General features: G+C 36.7%; 13 protein-coding genes and 1 pseudogene. 10 read left to right on the plus strand and 4 right to left on the minus strand.

From position 1 onward, the window contains the following. Window positions 1-10: 10 nt before the first annotated feature. A complete protein-coding gene (locus PTI45_RS17310) occupies window positions 11-541 on the minus strand; it encodes a TetR/AcrR family transcriptional regulator (RefSeq protein WP_069328864.1) in 531 nt (176 codons plus the stop codon). Window positions 542-737: 196 nt separating this feature from the next. On the opposite strand from PTI45_RS17310, the gene PTI45_RS17315 reads away from it, so the two are divergent. The 4 genes from PTI45_RS17315 (at window position 738) to PTI45_RS17335 (ending at window position 8681) form a co-directional block, all read left to right on the plus strand. Continuing rightward, entirely contained in the window at window positions 738-1703 is a 966-nt protein-coding gene (locus PTI45_RS17315; RefSeq protein WP_069328865.1) for a poly(ethylene terephthalate) hydrolase family protein, read from the plus strand. 250 nt (window positions 1704-1953) lie between these two features. Then, window positions 1954-2427 (plus strand): hypothetical protein, encoded by a 474-nt coding sequence (locus PTI45_RS17320; protein ID WP_069328866.1) that lies wholly within the window; start codon window positions 1954-1956, stop codon window positions 2425-2427. Between the two features lie 191 nt (window positions 2428-2618). Further along, window positions 2619-7391 (plus strand): S-layer homology domain-containing protein, encoded by a 4773-nt coding sequence (locus PTI45_RS17325; protein ID WP_175425214.1) that lies wholly within the window; start codon window positions 2619-2621, stop codon window positions 7389-7391. Between the two features lie 678 nt (window positions 7392-8069). Continuing rightward, the gene (locus tag PTI45_RS17335) at window positions 8070-8681 is read left to right on the plus strand and encodes a CPBP family glutamic-type intramembrane protease (protein WP_069328878.1); all 612 of its coding nucleotides are present in this window, start codon (window positions 8070-8072) and stop codon (window positions 8679-8681) included. A 140-nt stretch (window positions 8682-8821) separates the two neighbouring features. Here the strand turns inward: PTI45_RS17335 and PTI45_RS17340 are convergent, their stop codons facing one another. Then, window positions 8822-9481: a helix-turn-helix transcriptional regulator gene (locus PTI45_RS17340; RefSeq protein ID WP_069328869.1), complete on the minus strand. Its 660-nt coding sequence runs from the start codon at window positions 9479-9481 to the stop codon at window positions 8822-8824. A gap of 268 nt (window positions 9482-9749) precedes the next feature. Between PTI45_RS17340 and PTI45_RS17345 the strand changes: the two genes are divergently transcribed. After that, complete coding sequence (locus PTI45_RS17345) at window positions 9750-11066, plus strand: MFS transporter (RefSeq protein ID WP_083243597.1); 1317 nt, start codon at window positions 9750-9752, stop codon at window positions 11064-11066. A 21-nt stretch (window positions 11067-11087) separates the two neighbouring features. Then, window positions 11088-12335, plus strand: coding sequence for a macrolide family glycosyltransferase (locus tag PTI45_RS17350; protein ID WP_069328879.1), 1248 nt, complete (start codon window positions 11088-11090; stop codon window positions 12333-12335). A gap of 264 nt (window positions 12336-12599) precedes the next feature. On the opposite strand, the pseudogene PTI45_RS17355 reads toward PTI45_RS17350, so the two are convergent. Further along, window positions 12600-12905: pseudogene (locus tag PTI45_RS17355) on the minus strand (GNAT family N-acetyltransferase); the annotation flags it as partial. 108 nt (window positions 12906-13013) lie between these two features. Between PTI45_RS17355 and PTI45_RS17360 the strand changes: the two are divergent. Both PTI45_RS17360 and ilvD read left to right on the plus strand, forming a co-directional pair. Then, on the plus strand, window positions 13014-13679 hold the full coding sequence (locus tag PTI45_RS17360; RefSeq protein WP_069328872.1) for a GntR family transcriptional regulator: 666 nt from the start codon (window positions 13014-13016) through the stop codon (window positions 13677-13679). A gap of 17 nt (window positions 13680-13696) precedes the next feature. Then, window positions 13697-15388: a dihydroxy-acid dehydratase gene (ilvD, locus tag PTI45_RS17365; RefSeq protein ID WP_069328873.1), complete on the plus strand. Its 1692-nt coding sequence runs from the start codon at window positions 13697-13699 to the stop codon at window positions 15386-15388. Between the two features lie 207 nt (window positions 15389-15595). Here the strand turns inward: ilvD and PTI45_RS17370 are convergent, their stop codons facing one another. After that, a complete protein-coding gene (locus PTI45_RS17370) occupies window positions 15596-15880 on the minus strand; it encodes a hypothetical protein (RefSeq protein WP_069328874.1) in 285 nt (94 codons plus the stop codon). A gap of 400 nt (window positions 15881-16280) precedes the next feature. Between PTI45_RS17370 and PTI45_RS17375 the strand changes: the two genes are divergently transcribed. Both PTI45_RS17375 and PTI45_RS17380 read left to right on the plus strand, forming a co-directional pair. After that, on the plus strand, window positions 16281-17090 hold the full coding sequence (locus PTI45_RS17375; protein ID WP_069328875.1) for a hypothetical protein: 810 nt from the start codon (window positions 16281-16283) through the stop codon (window positions 17088-17090). 4 nt (window positions 17091-17094) lie between these two features. Next, the gene (locus PTI45_RS17380) at window positions 17095-17817 is read left to right on the plus strand and encodes a hypothetical protein (RefSeq protein ID WP_069328876.1); all 723 of its coding nucleotides are present in this window, start codon (window positions 17095-17097) and stop codon (window positions 17815-17817) included. Window positions 17818-17904 lie beyond the last annotated feature (87 nt).

Below are 17904 nucleotides of genomic sequence, written 5' to 3' on the forward strand. Positions count from 1 at the left end.
TTTTTTATGTTCATTTTTCATCCTGCGGATTTTTCATTCCTGATGAAAGTGTATCTATGATATGTTTTTGGATTTGCTCAGGTGTCTCATCAAAATCATACTTTATCCATTGATAGACAACGCCAAAATAACCGTAAGAAAAAAAGGACATAAGGTAAGAAAGGCTTTTATCGTAGATTTCTTCAGCAGGTATCAATTGTTCAAAGAGATGCATAATGAGGGTAACCAGTCCATTGTTATTTAATAAAGTAAACAGTCGCTTATTCTCATAGATATAGTTCAACATGGCAAAACCCTTATCTTTTTTTACGTCTTCTTCGTGTTGTTCGGCATAATATTCCCATTCGTAATTAAGTTTGAACATCAAAAGTTCATCTTTACTCTTTTGATGATTAAGATGTCTATAAAAAGTTGTTCTTCCCACTCCAGCTACTTTACAAATCGTATTTACGTTGATTGTATCATAGTCTTGTGATGCCATCAGTTTGATAAGAGCATCTGCTAGACATAATTTTAGAAATATCGTTTGATTCTTTTTCATAAAGGTACATATTCTCCTTTTTGTTCCGCATAGCGTGTTTACGATCATTTTCATGCTATTACGTATTCTCAAATCAAGAAAACAATGATAATAATGATAAAGTAATAAACAGATGTACCGAAATGGAACAGTTGTTTCATTACTTTATCTAATATAAAACATTTCTTGATCCACGGAAAGGAAAGTAAAGATTAATATGAAAAAGAGTGTAAAGGTAGTAGGAATAACGTTGTTAAGTCTATTCATTGTAGTTATTATTGCAGTCGCTTTTTTACTGATTAAGAATCATATAGATTCTAAAAAGCCGATGATAGAAGATACGTATTATAAGAATTTTCAATCTAAGGCTATATTAGAAAAAAAATATGCCGGATTGGGAAGTTACGAAGTATCGCAAGTTAAGCTGAAATCAGAGGACAATCTGATCAAAGAGTACAGCATCTGGTATCCGAGAGAACTCGAAAATAAACAGCAAATGTATCCATTGATTGTAGTAACAAATGCTAGCAATACAGCCGCTTCTGTGTATGAACCTTTTTTCGAACGACTTGCTTCATGGGGATTTATTGTAGTAGGTAATGAAGATAAGCAAGCAGGATCAGGCTTAACGACTTCAAAAACATTAGACGATGTATTGGCACTAAATAAAAATGCTGAAAGTGTATTATACGGAAAGATCCAGCAAGACCATATCGGTGCTCTTGGATATTCTCAAGGTGGGGCAGGAGCATTAAGAGCTGTTACAGAGTACAAAAACAGCTCTAAATATAAAACGATATTTACTGGAAGTGCTGCCTATCCGCTTCTTGCCAAAAATATGGGTTGGAGATATGACATTTCCAAAGTTAACATTCCTTATTTTATGTCAGCAGGAACAGGTAAATCTGACGACTCTGGTGAAGATTCAAAAACCAGTTTTGGAGGTGTTGCACCACTTTCATCTCTTATAGAGAACTACAATAAAATTTCAAATAACGTATTTAAAATTCGTGCAAGAGTCAGCGGAGCAGAGCACTGGGATATGAACAGAGCCGATGGATATATGACAGCTTGGATGTTATATCAGCTACAAGATGATCCAGAAGCAGGATCAGTATTCTTGGGAAAAAACGCTGAAATATTAAGAAATTCTAACTGGCAAGATATTCAAAAAAGCAAATAGGAATAGTATAGAAAAGTTATACTGCAATTTAAAGAAGATAGAAAATATAATGATTAATCAAAGAGGTAGAATTTGCTATAAGAGCAGGTTACTCCTCTTTTTCTTCTTCATTTACATACAAAACACTATATTTAGTTATTTTTATGTTAAATATGTGCTGAATTTACGATCTGCATAGTAATGCAAATATATGATAGTATAATTACAGGTATACAAATACATAAATATGGGGTCAACCCAGGTGAATATAATGAGTTTAGAACATGAGTTTTTTCTTGTGAACAACAATTTTGATATGGATATAAATTATATTTATGAATGGTATAGCTCTAATAGGTATACATGGAAGCAAAAAGTAAGCGTATCTGATCATTTGATTTTATACCTAATGGATTTTTTGAATTGGATACCTACTTATAACCCTGCAACAAAACAAAACACAAGCGGGTTAACTTATTATGGCTTAACTGTTATTTCTGCAACAGAGACTGGAAAGTTAAAGCAAATTTTAGAAAAATGGCTTTGCTTTATAGAAGAAGCTCCAGATAGATTTAGTTTGAGAGGTCAGACAGTTTGGAGAGAAACTGAAGACGAAGAAGGCTATTGGGAAAGTACAAGAACTCAAATACATCGAGAGGCTTTACAACATGAATTACATTTATTAGTAAATTTAACCATTCAAGCATCAGGTGGTAATAAATCTATTCTTCATTTTGGCATTTAAATAGAATTGTAATCATATTTATGGAATTGCTAATGATTGAGAATACTTTTTATTATAATTCCCTTTGCTTTTTTTCTAAAATGCAGGTATGATAAACTCAATTAAATGAAGTTACGAGGAAGCACCTCGCTTGTAGATACTTTGTATCTATGGCGAGGTGCTTTTTTTGTTTTCATAAAGGAGCATATATGGTGAAAAAATTAAAAAAAACTATGGATAAACAATCTATACAAACAATTTGCAGTGAATTACCTCGCTTGGTAGCTCATCGTAAACTACTGCAAACTTCTTTAAGCATTCTTATTTTAACCTCTGTATTCGGTCCGATTCCCAGTGTTCATGCTGCAAGTGTGACAGCTGATATTACATCTGCAAAGGCTAATACTAACTCGGTTTCATTGAACTTTTCTGTAATTATGCCAGATAGTGAAGTGTTGTATAAAACCAATTTCGAATCTAATACATTTTCTACCTATTACGGTAGTGGTAGTAACCAAGGTAATCAATCTTATGTTCCTACAGATAAAGGCACCTCCTTACAAATTACTGACACTATTACTAACCATAAAGGTAATGCGTATGGATATCCTAGTACATCTAGCGATACAAGCTTGGCTCGAACTTCTATTGCGAGTCTTCAGCAAGGAGCACGACTTCAAGCTCAGTACGATATGCGTTCTTTGTCTGGATCAACGAATCAAAGTGCAGTCCAATTTAGTGATATTCGTGGTAAAAAAGGGCTTCAATTGACAGACAACAGTGGAAGGATGGTCCGCTTTAAAAATACTACATCTATTGTTCCAGTCAAACCAGCAAATACGCCTCAAATTATTCCTGTATATGTAGATGGAGGAACTCCTGATTGGCCTGACGAACAATTTTTAACTATACTTAGTTCAGCCAATACCGATTGGCACTGGGCAGTTGCTTATTACAAATATCAAGCCGCAACTCAGTCGCTGGTTCTTGACTCTTCTAATTCTTCTTTCTGGTATACAACGATTGGAGCATCGGGTATGACTAACAATGGAGAGTATACATTTCAACCGGGAGATTCCCTGATTACGTTCCCATATGGAGATTTTGGTACCGGTATGTCTGATATAGGGTATCATCCAGATTGGGCAACTTACAGCCGTAGTCTTGATATTCCGGCAGATACGACACAGTTTGACTTAGGTAAATATGGAGCCAATCTTAGCTTCACCTCATCTACTAACGGTGTTATGCAAGTGGATGAGTTCAAAATCGGTTATGCTCAAAAAGCAATAATCTACCGAAATGGTCAACAGATTTATGCAGGTTATGATTCAAATTATAATGATAATAGTGCTGTAGATACGGAGAAACCTAATCAAGTAGATAGCCTGAACTATACATTCGTTCCTTCAAATAAAAATGTCGTTGTAACATGGGAAGCTCCAATAGATAATGGATCAGACTATACATACAGCATTCAAGGTCAATTACGAGATGGTTCGTTAGGTTCAATTCAAGATCCTACTCAAGTTAAAGTCACTTCGGGTATAGCAGGATACATTGTAACTCAGGATAATAATCCTAATGGAACCATTACATCTGGATCTATGACAACTTCTGCGACTCATATAGCAATCACTCCTGATGTTACTACTCCATTTATTCATGTAGCAGCAATCGATAAGAATGGTAATATCGGCCCAACACAGACGGTCACTTTAAATGATAATAGCCAACCCGAATTGAATTTATCGCTTGCTTCCAATCAATTAAATCGTCATGGGAATACGATCTATGTATCTGCTACTGATCCAGACACATGGATTACTAAGACCATGCTTCCGAATGGTAATCATGTAGAGACAGGAGTTACTTCGTATAATGTAACAGAGAATGGTGATTATACATTTACTACGTATGATTGGATAGGGAATCCGTCTTCCAAAACAATCACAGTTGCAAATATAGACAAAGAAGGTCCGGTAATTTCATTTACACCAGATGGATCTGAGTGGCAAGCTAAGCAGGTTGATGTACATATTCTAACTGCTGATCGATCATTACAATCTGTTCGTTATCTGGTCAATCAACAGAGTACTCGTCCAGACATTAACGAGCAGTGGATAGAAGGTATCGAGAACTTTTCTCTTACATTACCAGCCGAAAAGCAGGGCATCTGGTATGTTCATGTCCTTGCAATAGATTCAGCAGGCAATGAGTCTTATGGACGCTCAAAAGAAATCAAAATTAAAGCTCTGCCAGAAAAACTGGCTCATGATGATATTCAGTTAAGCTCTTCATCATCAGGCAGTATTCAAGGGATATTACCATCTAGAGTAGATGAATCGTATGAAGTGATCAATCAACAAACAGGAAATATATTAAATATACCTGCTGGTAGCAACTCATTTACAGATACTAATTTAACACCGGGCACTTCATATACTTACATCATCACACCTATTAATGTTTCGGGTAGAGGGGAATCTGTAAGCTATAGTTATACTACTATTCCTGCTGCTGCAAGAGTGGAAGGTGCCTATCCATTATCCGAAACTTCTATGCGTGTACAGCTAGAATCTATTCCATCTGCTACCCATTACTTATATGAACTTGCTGATAAAAATGGAACGGTTATTTCCAAAGGAATAATGAATACAAGTCGTGTATTCGAACAACTTGCTCCTAATAATAACTATACCTTGAGTATTCATGCAGTGAATGAATCGGGTCAAAGTCTGGAAAGTCGCTACACCTTTTTGACTTTACCTTCGCTTGCTGGTTTACATGTATTAGGGGTTGGAACTCATTTTGCACAGCTATCCTGGGACAATGTAACCGGAGATGTTTATTATGATGTAGAACGTGATGATAAGCATATTGTTACCGTTACTGAAGAAACGTATACAACCGTTACAGATAGCACCTATAACGAATACCATGTAGCTTATCTAGATTCAAATGTTCTATTTACTGATCATAATCTCATTTCAGGCACATCCTACAATTACTCTATTGCTGTCACTAATACATCCGGACAGAGTGATTTTAGAAATATCTCGTTGTGGACATTACCTGTTGCAACAGAGTTGATCAAGAAAAACATAGCTATAGACTCTGCTACTTATGTCTGGAGAGATGTACGAGGTGCCAAAGGCTATGATATCTATCTAGATGGTATCAAAATAGCAACAACAGATCAGGCAAGTTATGCGTTTACTGGACTGAATTCAGGTAGTGCGCATGTTGTTTCTGTTGTTCCTTTTAACGATTTTGGCACAGGAGAGGCCGCGAATGCGACGTTTATTACACTGCCTGAATCGATTAATGAGGATTTGAATGTTGAGAATATTGCTTATACCTCAGCACAAATAAAGTTTAGACCTGTAAAAGGAGCTTCTACCTATATTGCTACTATCAATGGAAAAGAATATACAAGTTCAACTTCAGTTATTGATTTAAAATATCTAAAAGCTGGTGAGATCTATTCAATACAGGTATATGCTGTTAATGAAAGTGGAAAGTCTGCTGTAAAATCTCTTCAATTTCAGACAATACCGCTCGCTCCTGAATCGGGAAAAGTATATGCAAATACTAATGATCATCTTCAATTAGCATTTTCACCTTCTGAGGGTGCTCTATACTACCATATCTATGATACGTATGGACATTTGATCCAAACCACCACTGACTTAAGTGCAAGCTTACCTAGTCCAGGTGCTGGGGTTGTATCGTCTTTTGGGATTGCAGCTGTAGGTAAAAATGGCGAGAGCCCTGAGCGTTTATGGATAGAATATCAGGGAGCACCTATTCCATCTCAAGCCAATCAAGCGAATGTGCTGAATATTCTAGATCTACAGTCTGATTATGCCACTATAGGTTGGGAACATTTTAAAGGAGCGGTTTCGTATCATGTGTATGATGGTGATAAGTTGCTCTACACCGTTCAAGACAATCAGATGCGCCTAGATCATCTAACAAGTAGTACAAAATATAATAACTTTGGCATTCGTGCCGTTAACACAACAGGAGTAATGGGAGACTTGTATAAGTTATCTTTCGAAACACATCCTTTTTCAGGATTTCAATTAGATACAGCAGATATCACTACATCTTCAGCCACTATACACGCACGAAATGGAAGCGATCTAGACACATTTATTTTTGCAGACGGTAAACATGAGATGCAGCGATCATCATCACCAATGATTGAACTCAAGAATTTGTCAGATGCACATCGATACACCATAAATGTATGGACAGAAAATTCGGCAGGCATTCCATCGGAAGTACAACGTATAACTTTTAAAACGAAAGAAAAAGCAGTAGGTAATGTGCCTTCTACTGTTTTGAATCCAGCCGTGACTATAGATCATCAGCATCTGGATAAAATAGTAGAGAATGATGCATCAGTATCTGTGCGTCCATCTGCTAGCGATAATAATCTAGTTAATAGGTTTATTGACGTGAAGTCTCGGTACTCGGAAAGTGCCATTAATGATTTAGCTGATCGTGGTATTGTAAAAGGTGACGAATTAGGTAATTTTAATCCTAGAGCAGGCATTACTAGAGCAGAATTTGTAAGTATATTGCTTCGTTCTAGCAATGAACAGCCTGACGTTTCAGCTGACTCTTTGTCAGTATCCAATCTATTTAATGATATCGACGGAAAATGGTATTCAGATGATGTAATGAAAGCAGCTCAGTTGAATTATATTGAAGGCTATCCGGATGGAACGTTTAAGCCAGATCGAGTAATCACTAGAGCAGAAGCAGCTAAAATTTTGCAAAGCTTTATGAAGTATCAGGGAGATGCTGTATATCCATTTACCGATGAAAAGAATATTCCTTTATGGGCAAAAGTAGCGATTAATAAACTAGGAGGAGAACTTTTTATCGGTTATGAGAATGGTCAATTTAAACCTAATCGGAAGATTACAAAAGAAGAAACAGCTGTGGTGGTTTATAGATTATTGCATAAGTAATAACATGAATAAATAGTAGGTGTTGCACATTATAGGTAGCACCTGCTTTTCTTCACACATTGAGTATCAAGGCTTTTAAAGTCTTGGTGCTTTTTTTATTTATTTACAAAATGATCTGCAATCCGAAAGAAGCAGACTGGTGGATGATAGATCATACAATAGAGTGTAGGAAAATCCCAACAGGATTCTGGGTAGGTTTATGCCATCTAAATCTAAACATTCCTAACGAATATGTTTTTGGCAAAGCTGGATTACTATTAACTATTGCGAATAAATAAGAAATTACAATAATAGATTTGAGAATAATATTTATATTTTAGAATTTTATTCCATATTGACTATTTTATTGATGATAAATATACTCTTTATAAACCATCTTGTTAATCTGTTGTTATTTGCTTTAACTCTATTTTTCCAAATAAAATAAAGTCGCATTCTAAATACGAATTCACCTAAGGGGAAAATAACTATGTTGCATATTACCGAATCGTATATTATTAAAACCTATCATACAGATACAAATCGATACATACTGAATGATTTTAAAGTTTGGATAATAGAGATATCTTCTTACTTAGCTGTTTTAGTATGGTCTCAGCTCCAATCCAAGCTATTATGGAGCCAATTTTCAAAGTCTGGTCGTGATTCTCTATGACTTCAAGTAACGATAGGGTAAATATGAATAGTATTAGAGAGTTGCCTATTTCCAATATTCGTGTTCTTATAGGTGCTCTATTTCTTATTGCGGGTTTTAGTAGCTTAATGTTTATTTCATGGGCGTGGTGGGGACTGTTTTTGGGTGGAATTCTAGCGTGGATCACTGTTTTCGGAAAAGATAGCAAAAAAGCATTTGTAGCTCCTCGTGCATTATGGTTGATCCCGATAGGTGCAGTAAGTTATTTGATTTTGGGAATGCTTACTGGATTATTGTCTGTACAACTTGGTTTTGAATGGAGTGCTAATCCAGCATCAGGTCATTTGGGTCAACTGGCTTTGATGATTCCATTTATGCTGCTGGGGGAAGAATTGCTGGGAATAGGGATATTAGAAGCTGCGAGAAATAAAGGGCTCTCATTAGTTAGCAGTACGTTATGGAGTGCGTTGATTTTTGCATTTCTTCATATTCCGTCTTATTGGGATGGCTCTTTCTTTTCAACATTAGTACACGTTATTTTGTTACAGGGTGTAGCACGAATTATTTTTAACTTTGTGTATATAAAAACTGGAAAAAGTATTTGGGGATCATGGTTAACCCATATGCTCGTTGATTTTTTTGCCTTATCATTTTAAGGGGGAAAGTTAATGAAGCTTACCCAAGGAAAATGGATATACAAAGACCAAATGTATTTTTTCCTGATACATCAGCAATAAGAAAAAGGAACACACTGGTTATACTAAAAGAGCAATCTCTAATGAGGTTGCTCTTTTAGTTATGGTTTATTTTGTCTAACCGTGTATATGCAATTTCTTCCTCCTGCTAAAATGTATTCCCCTCGTTCAATATGAACATTATTTCCTAGAACCGTTTGAAATAAATGTAACTCATTCTTGCATAATCCAGTACATACAGCAGCAGCTTCACAAATCGGACAATGCTTCTCAATGAATAAAAAACTACCATCATCCTGTGTCTTAACCTCAGCCATATAACCTTCGATGGTTCTTATCTCGGCTAATTTTTCCAGTTTCTCCCGAATATCTGATGTATCACCAAGATGCTGAAGATATTGTTCTTGCATATTTTTATTTCGAACATCCAGCAGTTTATCCAGCCCTTCATTGCCAAAAGCTTCTTTGATCGAATGAATAAGGCTGACGGATAAATCTGAATAGCCACTTGGGAAAAAACGGTTAGCGGCGGGAGTTAATACCCATAGCTTGGCGGGTCGGCCCATCGGACGGGATTCTTCCACATTCATAACCAATCCTTCTTCTTTGAGCGCATTCAGATGTTGACGAATCGCCATTCCTGACAATGAAAATTGAGAGGAGAGTGCTACAACATCCATTCCTCCTTGCTCCTTTAACAGATCAATGATCCCTCTTCGAGTACGGGTGGAGACATCCTTTTTGATTTGATTCTTGCTCATGGTACATCTCCTTTTGAATCAAGTTATTCTACATGACTCACTACATTTTAAAGAAAAATGTTGACAAAGTCAAAGCTGAGATGTAGTTTAGACTTTGTAAAGAAAAATGTTTACTAAGTATCCGGGTACAATGTATACATATCCATTTTTTTCTAGTTAAAAATCATTTGTTCACTTTACCAAATTATCTGTTATGGAGGTGTAGGAAATCAATAACAATCCGATTGGCATTTTTGATAAGCAACATAGGGCATTGACGATTGGTATTATGCTAGTTCTAACAACGGTAGCTTTCGAGGGACTGGCTATTACGACAATTGCAGCGAAAATGGCACAAAGCTTACAAGGTATTCATTTATACGGTTGGATTTTCAGTGCATTTTTGTTATCTCAGCTTGTTGGGACTCTGGTTATGGGGCAGCAGGTTGATAAGCGTGGCGTTTTTACATCTATGCTTGTATCATTTAGCATTTTTGTGCTAGGGACTGTAGTTTCGGCTGTTTCTTTTGATATGCACATGCTTATTGCAGGAAGGGCCTTTCAAGGTTTTGGGGCAGGAGCTCTGATTACCTGTGTATATACCTGTGTAACACTGCATTATTCGGATTCTCTTCGTACTCAAATTTTAGCGGCATTTTCTATGGCATTTGTCTTGCCTTCTTTAATTGGGCCTTATCTGGCAGGTCTTATTGCCTCATACATGTCATGGCGATTTGTTTTCTGGATAGTTTTGCCCTTGATTGGCTTAGCATTGAGTCTCACATTCCGTTCTTTCCGTGATCTACAGCTTCGGCAAGTGCTGACAGACTCAGTCCAAAAATCTGATTCGAAGACTCTTTATGCGATCCTACTTGCTATTGGAACAGGCTTATTACTCACAGGACTTGGTATGATCACGGATTGGATAGGAATAGTGCTTACTTTAGGTGGATTATTCATCATGATCCCACAAATGCGAAAACTTCTTCCTAAAGGTACTTTTACAGTGAAAAAAGGATTGCCTGCTACATTGGTTTCCAGAGGATTGTATGTAGCTTGTTATTTTACAACAGAGAGTTTTGTGATCTTGGCATTAACCGAAGTAAAGGGACTATCAGCAGATCTTGCTGGCCTTATTGTAGCAGCAGGTTCTTTGAGTTGGTCCGCCGCCGCATGGTTGCAAGCCAAGCTTGATGTACGAGATCAAGGTCGTGGTCGCAAAGCTAGAGTGATGGGAGGTATCGGGATTATGATCGCAGGAACTGTAATTGTGATCTTAGCCCTTATGTTGTCAGATGGTGGAATTATACTTATTCTGCTTTCGCAAATGATTACCGGATTCGGTGTTGGACTGGCTAACCCTACAACTGCGGTCATTGCTTTACAGCATGCGGCTCCTAGAAAAGAAGGAGAAATGTCTGCAAATCTGCAATTCGTAGATTCCTTCTATATAGGAGTAAGCATCGGAGTTGGAGGTGCTCTAATCGCTTTGTCAGAAACATTACATTGGGGCATATCGACAGGCGTAATGATAGTGCTAATCCTCCAATTACTTTGGGTCTTATTGAGTTTTTTAGCATCTTTACGAATAACAGAAAAAAATTAGAGTGATGGGGAGGTGGACACCATAGCACATGTATTAGTTGTCATTACTCCGGCTGAAGGTCATGTGAATCCGTCGTTAGGATTGGTTACTCAATTGGTTGATAATGGTGAGCAAGTTGTCTATGTGTGTACAGAGGAGTATCGTTCCCGAATTGAACAGACTGGAGCTCTGTTGATTACATACCCATTCCCACAAGATGCCTTTTCGCATGATCCAGTGTTAAAACCACAGGAGTACAAGCATCCTTATCAGTTCACTTATATGATGGTAGCGGGTATCATTCAGAGGATTATACCCGAAGTGCTTCGAGTGATCGAAAATCAAAAATTCGATTATCTGATTTTTGATTCACTGATGGGCTGGGGAGGAACTATTCTTGCTGAAAAGCTAGGAATACCTGCGGTGTGTTCGATTGCTTCCTTTGCTTTGATCAATCCATTGGGAGCCGAAGAAGGCGTGAAAGAACTGGACACAGATACGAAGGAACTGTATGAGGCTACAATGAAGATAACGCATGCGTTAGCGCAAGAATTTCAAGTAAGCGTTCCTTGTATAGATGAGATTCCAGCACATGCAGGGGAGTTAAAACTTGTGTATACAAGTCGTTATTTTCAGCCATATGCAGAAAAAATGGATAATCGCTTTATTTTCAGCGGGCCTTCGATCATACCTCGTCAAGATGGTCAGACGTTCTCGTTTGAGCTCCTTCGCGAACGTTACCCGCAAACGGTGTATATTGCTATGGGGACTATTTTAAATAAAAACTTGGAGTTTTATCAGCTTTGCTTTGAAGCTTTTGGGGATATACCAGTAAATGTGGTGCTGTCTTCAGGAAGATACACAGATATGGAGCCATTAGCTGATCAAATTCCTTCTAATTTTATCGTCATGCCGTACATTGCACAGTTGGATATGCTACAGCATACGGATGTTTTTATCACTCATGCCGGAATGAATAGTGCGAGTGAGGCGCTTTATTACAACGTTCCGTTAGTCATGATTCCACTAACGTCGGATCAGCCGCTTGTAGCCAATCGAGTAGAGGAATTGGGTGCAGGTATTACTTTAAATAAACATAAGCTGAGTGCAGCTGATATGAGAGAGGCCTTATTAGAAGTTCTAAGCAATCCATCTTATAAACAGCAGGCTTGCATCATCGGTGAATCTTTACGTCAGGCGGGCGGTTATAAGCGAGCCGCTGAAATGATTATGAGTCATATGGCTTCATTTCATAACAAGATCTCGAATACGAAGTTGACTAATAAATAAGTTGTTCGTGCATAAGGAACTTTCATTCGAAGTAAGATGTATTAGTAATCGAAAGTAGGTTTTGATCGAGTTGAATGGCTAGAACTTTGAGAGTTGTTCTTATGAAGAACAACTCTTTTATATTGCTATATAATTATGTTTATTTAGCATATTACTTAACTGAGGAATGTGAGAGGAACCGACCAGAAGAACGTCAAATAGAGAGCTTCCAAGCTATGATAGGATGGTCAATGTAATGCTAAGAGTTAGAATGAATATACTATTATCTTCTGCAATTTCTTCCAGTGATGTAACGATTAATTTACCGAGACCATATTGGCGATAAGGTTTTAGGATACATATTCGATCTAATTTACCTATACCATCTTGAATAATAATTCTGCCTGTTCCGGCAGGCAGTTCATTAAAATAGCCCAAGATGTGCTCACACTGTCCATCTAAACTATCATGATCATCAAACTCAACTTCAATGGGTATATTTTGTTCTTTCACAAACACTTCTTCTCTTATTTGAAAAGCGATGTTGGGCCCCTCAATGGAGTCTATTTTTTTGATTTCATTTCTTATCATCCTTCCAGAAATTCATTTTGTAATTAAAAAAAATTAAATAACAATTGCTTCTCACACTTGTATGCGATATATTGCATATAATAACAATTGTAAAAAGGATGAAAACGCATGCCAATTCCTCAAGATTTTGCCTTACCTGTCCGTATGTCTGCAAAGGAGAGAGCATTTTCTCAGATTCAGCGTTGGATTATTGATGGAACCCTGCAACCCGGTGAAAAGCTGATTGATGCGGAAATGGCTGAATCGCTTGGAGTTAGCCGGACACCGGTTCGTGAGGCATTTCAATTACTTGAAGTTCAAGGTCTCGTGTCGATGCATCCAGGCAAAGAAACAAAAGTAACGACTATTGAGAAAAATGATATTTTTAAGATGTATTCAACGATGGCGGCTCTTCAAGCTTTAGCTGCTGAAATTGCCGCTCCAATTATTATTCCAGAACAGATCGAGAAATTAAGATCCATCAATTCGGAATTTGCAAGTTCTATTAAAAGTGGACAAGTGTATCAAGCGATGGAGGTCGATGAGCAATTTCATAATTATATTGTGGAGCTCTCAGAGAATTCTTACGTGGCTACATTTAATACATCTCTTCAAATTCACATTAGACGTTTCAAATATGTGTTTTTAAAACAACCGATTACAGCTACACTGGCTTCAGTCGAAGAACATGAGTTGATCATTAAAGCTTTTGAAAGTAAAAATAGTGACGATGCTCATATACTAATGAAACAAAATATTATTCGTCCGATGCAGGAACTGTACGATATATTTTGAAATGAGGAGTAAACAATATGGAAAATAAAAAAGATCTTCGTATTCGAAGCAAGGTAATCAGTGAAGGAGCTAACCGCGTACCGAACAGAGCGATGCTACGTGCTGTTGGTTTTCAAGATGAGGATTTTAAAAAGCCAATGATCGGTATAGCGAGTACGTGGAGTGAAGTAACACCATGTAATATGCATATTAATGATTTGGCAGTACAAGCGAAACAAGGCGCACGTAATAACGGCGGTGCTCCATTGATTTTCAATACGATTACCGTGTCTGATGGGATCTCGATGGGTCATGGCGGGATGTTGTTCTCACTACCAAGCCGGGAAGCTATTGCTGATTCGATTGAAATTGTGACCGGAGCTGAGCGTTTTGACGGCGTGGTTGCGATCGGTGGTTGTGATAAGAATACGCCTGCATGTCTGATGGCTATTGGACGGATGAACATTCCTTCCGTGTATGTATATGGAGGAACTATTCAACCCGGTAAACTCGATGGTAAAGATGTAGATATCGTTTCGGCTTTTGAAGCAGTAGGACAATATCAAGATGGTAAAATAACAGAGGAACAGCTGCATAAAGTTGAATGTAGCGTATGCCCGGGTCCAGGGGCTTGTGGCGGCATGTATACCGCTAATACGATGGCAGCAGCGGCAGAAGCACTGGGCATGTGTTTACCTGGTTCTTCTTCGACATCAGCTATTTCAGCAGATAAAGCTTTGGAATGTGAAGCAGCCGGTAAACAGGTCATCTCACTTCTTGAACAGGAAATCTATCCAAGAGACATTATGACCAAGAAAGCATTTGAGAATGCGATCACCGTTGTTATGGCTCTAGGGGGTTCAACCAATGCGTTTCTCCATCTGCTAGCTATTGCACACTCGGTAGAAGTAGATCTAACCTTGGATGATTTCGAGCGCATTCGCTTGCGTGTTCCTCATTTGGCGGATCTGAAGCCAAGTGGTCAATATGTAATGCAGGATTTGAATGATATTGGCGGCGTTGCAGGAGTAATGAAGCTATTACTTGCTGGAGGATTACTTCATGGAGATTGCCTGACAGTAACAGGTAAAACGTTAGCAGAGAATTTAGCGGAATCTGCTCCACTTCAGAATGATCAAGAGATTATACGACCGCTTAATAATCCACTCAAGCCCAATGGACCACTGGTTGTACTTCGAGGAAACCTCGCTCCTGAAGGTGCTGTTGCCAAAATGTCAGGCATGAAGATTCAGAAGTTCTCCGGTCCGACCAAGGTTTACGACAGCGAAGATGAAGCGACAGTAGCAATTATGAATGATGAAATTAAAGAAGGAGACGTCGTGGTTATACGCTATTGTGGTCCGAAGGGTGGACCTGGTATGCCTGAGATGCTTTCCGTTACAGCACTCATCGTAGGAAAAGGACTTGGTGGGAAAGTCGCCCTCATCACAGATGGTCGATTCTCGGGTGGTTCACATGGATTTGTAGTCGGCCATGTATCACCTGAAGCACAAGTAGGCGGACCAATCGGTTTGCTGCAAAATGGGGACATTATTACGATCGATAGTGATATCCAGGAGATGAAAGTTGAGGTATCAGAAGAGGAGTTAGCCACTCGAGCGCAAGCGTGGATACAACCGCCGCTGAAAGTAAAATCCGGTGTACTTGCCAAATATGCCAAATTAGTTTCTTCTGCTTCTAAAGGGGCAGTAACTGATTTGATGGAATAGAATATAAAACAAAAGCAGCCGATCATGATAATCGGCTGCTTTTGTTTATTTCCGATTCTTCCAGTGCTACTTGTAGGATGATTACTTGAGAATCCTTATCTTCTTGTACGAGATAGCGAAAGATGATGCCAGTAACAATTTTTTGTCATTGAAGTCGAGTGTGAAAAATTCGGAGAATATGATGAAATCGTGCATAAGCCATTCTATCTAAAGTAAGGAAAGCAACGATGTATAGCGAGGGTTTCTAAGCCCAATCGCTATAAGAGCTTCTTGTAATTCATAGTCAAAATCATTCGAATCAATGCGTCCTAACTCAGGAGGATGTAATAAAATATCAATTAAAATATCGAACGAATCGTCTCCAAAAGTATCATAGATATCCGTTTGCATTTTAAGAAAATCCTCATAGGAATCCATTTTTTGGAATGGCCCAATTCCATCGCATAAATGTTTGATACCCTTTACAATTGTATCTCTGTCGTTTCTTATCATATATAAATCTCCTTTTAACGTACTATTCTTTCATTACATCTACTTATATTTATTATATTTATAAACGTTTAGTAATGAATAGCAGGGAAGGGAGATGAAGAAATTAATGTTCCTCTCTAGAAAGAAGCTATTAACATGAGAGATCAAGCGTTTCCAAATACAGCCCTCAAGTGTAGTATGGATTATAAGCAAACAACTTACGTCTAATGCCATCTAGGAGCAAAATCTTCAGATAATACAATTCCTTTAGGAACAAGTGTGAGATCATTTTCTTCTAGTCTATTGAAGTACACTAAGCTGAAAGTTTACACTATATATGGTGATTATAAGAATCTACTAACACAATGGATCTTCGATGATTCATTATAGTTAGCTATTCATTATATAAGGAGAGATTTAATTGAAATCTAAAAAAGAAATGATAAAAAGAAAAGCGCTCATTTTCATTGCATTTACTATAGGGCTATATATCATTTTGAATATTATTTTTGTAGGTTACCCTTCTATTATTGTAAGGGGTGTGTTTACAGAATTCACTAAGCATGATTTCATAGCAAAAAAAGAAATGTTAGGATATCTTTCTGAGAAATACAATGAGTCTTTTGAAGTTGTAGATTTAGATAGTGCATTTTTAGAGACTGATTATATTGGTAGCGTCGCTCCGTCTTCTAACAAATCTGAAATTTTTACTGTTATAGGAACACCTATTAAGAATGCAAATCTTCATTACAAATATATAGATAATTACATGAAAATTAAATGGAAAAAAGAAGTATGTACAGATATTGATCCTCTTTTAAATAAATATTTGTCTAGCAAATCTTATGGAGAAATAGAATTACCTAATCTAACTGATTATAGTCTTTACGATAATACGACCTTACCATTCAAAACATTCCAAAAGATGCAACCTAATATTGCGGAAATAAATATTGTACTTGTTTATACATTAAACAAGAGGAAAGAAAAAGAATATATTTCAGAAGTTAATCAGTTCATTATTCAATTAAAAAAAAGCGAAATAAAAAATATTTCATTAGAGTTGTATTTAATAGATGCTCAACATTTTAAAAGTACGAAGGAAGTTAAATCTCTCATTAAAAAGTCTGGAGTGTATCCATTTTTGTCTGAGTATTCATTCGGGATTATTAAGCAAGCTCAATTTGATATACATCAAAACTATAATCTTAATCAAATACTTGGAGGTTAGTATATTGTCATCAAAGAAAAAAAAGTGGTTTATTATTAGTTTACTTGTGCTTATTTTTATAGCATATAGAACGGCTTATCCGTTTATAAGAGAATATCAAGAGGCTAACGTCACTAAAGAAACTCAGCAATATCTTTTCAATAAATATCAAGAAAAATTTGTCGTAACTGATATTAGAAAAGAACCTCTTATGCAGAAATACTATTTAGTCGCAGCTCGTGCAGAAGACCCTGATATTAATTTTAATGTTATCAGAAGTATTGATAAACCTTTTGTTTATCAAGATGACTATATAGCAGAAAAGTGGTACTGGCAATCAAGTATGATATTAAAACCAATTCTAGATAGAAATATTAAACAAACAGGTTATTCTTTTATAATAAATCAACGTTTTCAGACAGAAGAATATAAAGAGATTAATGAAGATTTTATAAAAGCTCAAGTTCTTCACCCAGAACTTTCTCAAGTCTCACTTTATATTTTATATATTATAAATAAAGGAGAGGAATCAAAATATAAGTCTACAATTGATAACTTAGTAAGTGATATTAAAAAAAGAAACATCAAAAGTTTATTATTAAAAGTTGAGTTCTATGATTTATCTAAATATGAAAACAAAGATGATTTTGAGAAACACTTAAAAAAAATTAAAAATCCAACATTATTTTCTATGCATAAGGAAAAAACATTGCTTAAAAAATATAACATTAAAATAGATAATACTTAAATTATGAGGAGGAAACAAAATAGCAACAGATTTAGAATACTTAGAACTGGCTGAGAATCCATAGGAAACTGATAAAACTCAACTTTT

Source organism: Paenibacillus nuruki, assembly GCF_001721045.1.
Classification (GTDB): domain Bacteria; phylum Bacillota; class Bacilli; order Paenibacillales; family Paenibacillaceae; genus Saccharibacillus; species Saccharibacillus nuruki.

What these genes read in the sequence shown, in the direction of transcription:
- PTI45_RS17370 (WP_069328874.1), bottom strand. Translation starts at nt 15,880, where the DNA reads ATGATAAGAAACGACAGAGATACAATTGTAAAGGGTATCAAACATTTA.
- ilvD (WP_069328873.1), top strand. Translation starts at nt 13,697, where the DNA reads ATGGAAAATAAAAAAGATCTTCGTATTCGAAGCAAGGTAATCAGTGAA.
- PTI45_RS17340 (WP_069328869.1), bottom strand. Translation starts at nt 9,481, where the DNA reads ATGAGCAAGAATCAAATCAAAAAGGATGTCTCCACCCGTACTCGAAGA.
- PTI45_RS17335 (WP_069328878.1), top strand. Translation starts at nt 8,070, where the DNA reads ATGAATAGTATTAGAGAGTTGCCTATTTCCAATATTCGTGTTCTTATA.
- PTI45_RS17360 (WP_069328872.1), top strand. Translation starts at nt 13,014, where the DNA reads ATGCCAATTCCTCAAGATTTTGCCTTACCTGTCCGTATGTCTGCAAAG.
- PTI45_RS17345 (WP_083243597.1), top strand. Translation starts at nt 9,750, where the DNA reads ATGCTAGTTCTAACAACGGTAGCTTTCGAGGGACTGGCTATTACGACA.
- PTI45_RS17320 (WP_069328866.1), top strand. Translation starts at nt 1,954, where the DNA reads ATGAGTTTAGAACATGAGTTTTTTCTTGTGAACAACAATTTTGATATG.
- PTI45_RS17310 (WP_069328864.1), bottom strand. Translation starts at nt 541, where the DNA reads ATGAAAAAGAATCAAACGATATTTCTAAAATTATGTCTAGCAGATGCT.
- PTI45_RS17315 (WP_069328865.1), top strand. Translation starts at nt 738, where the DNA reads ATGAAAAAGAGTGTAAAGGTAGTAGGAATAACGTTGTTAAGTCTATTC.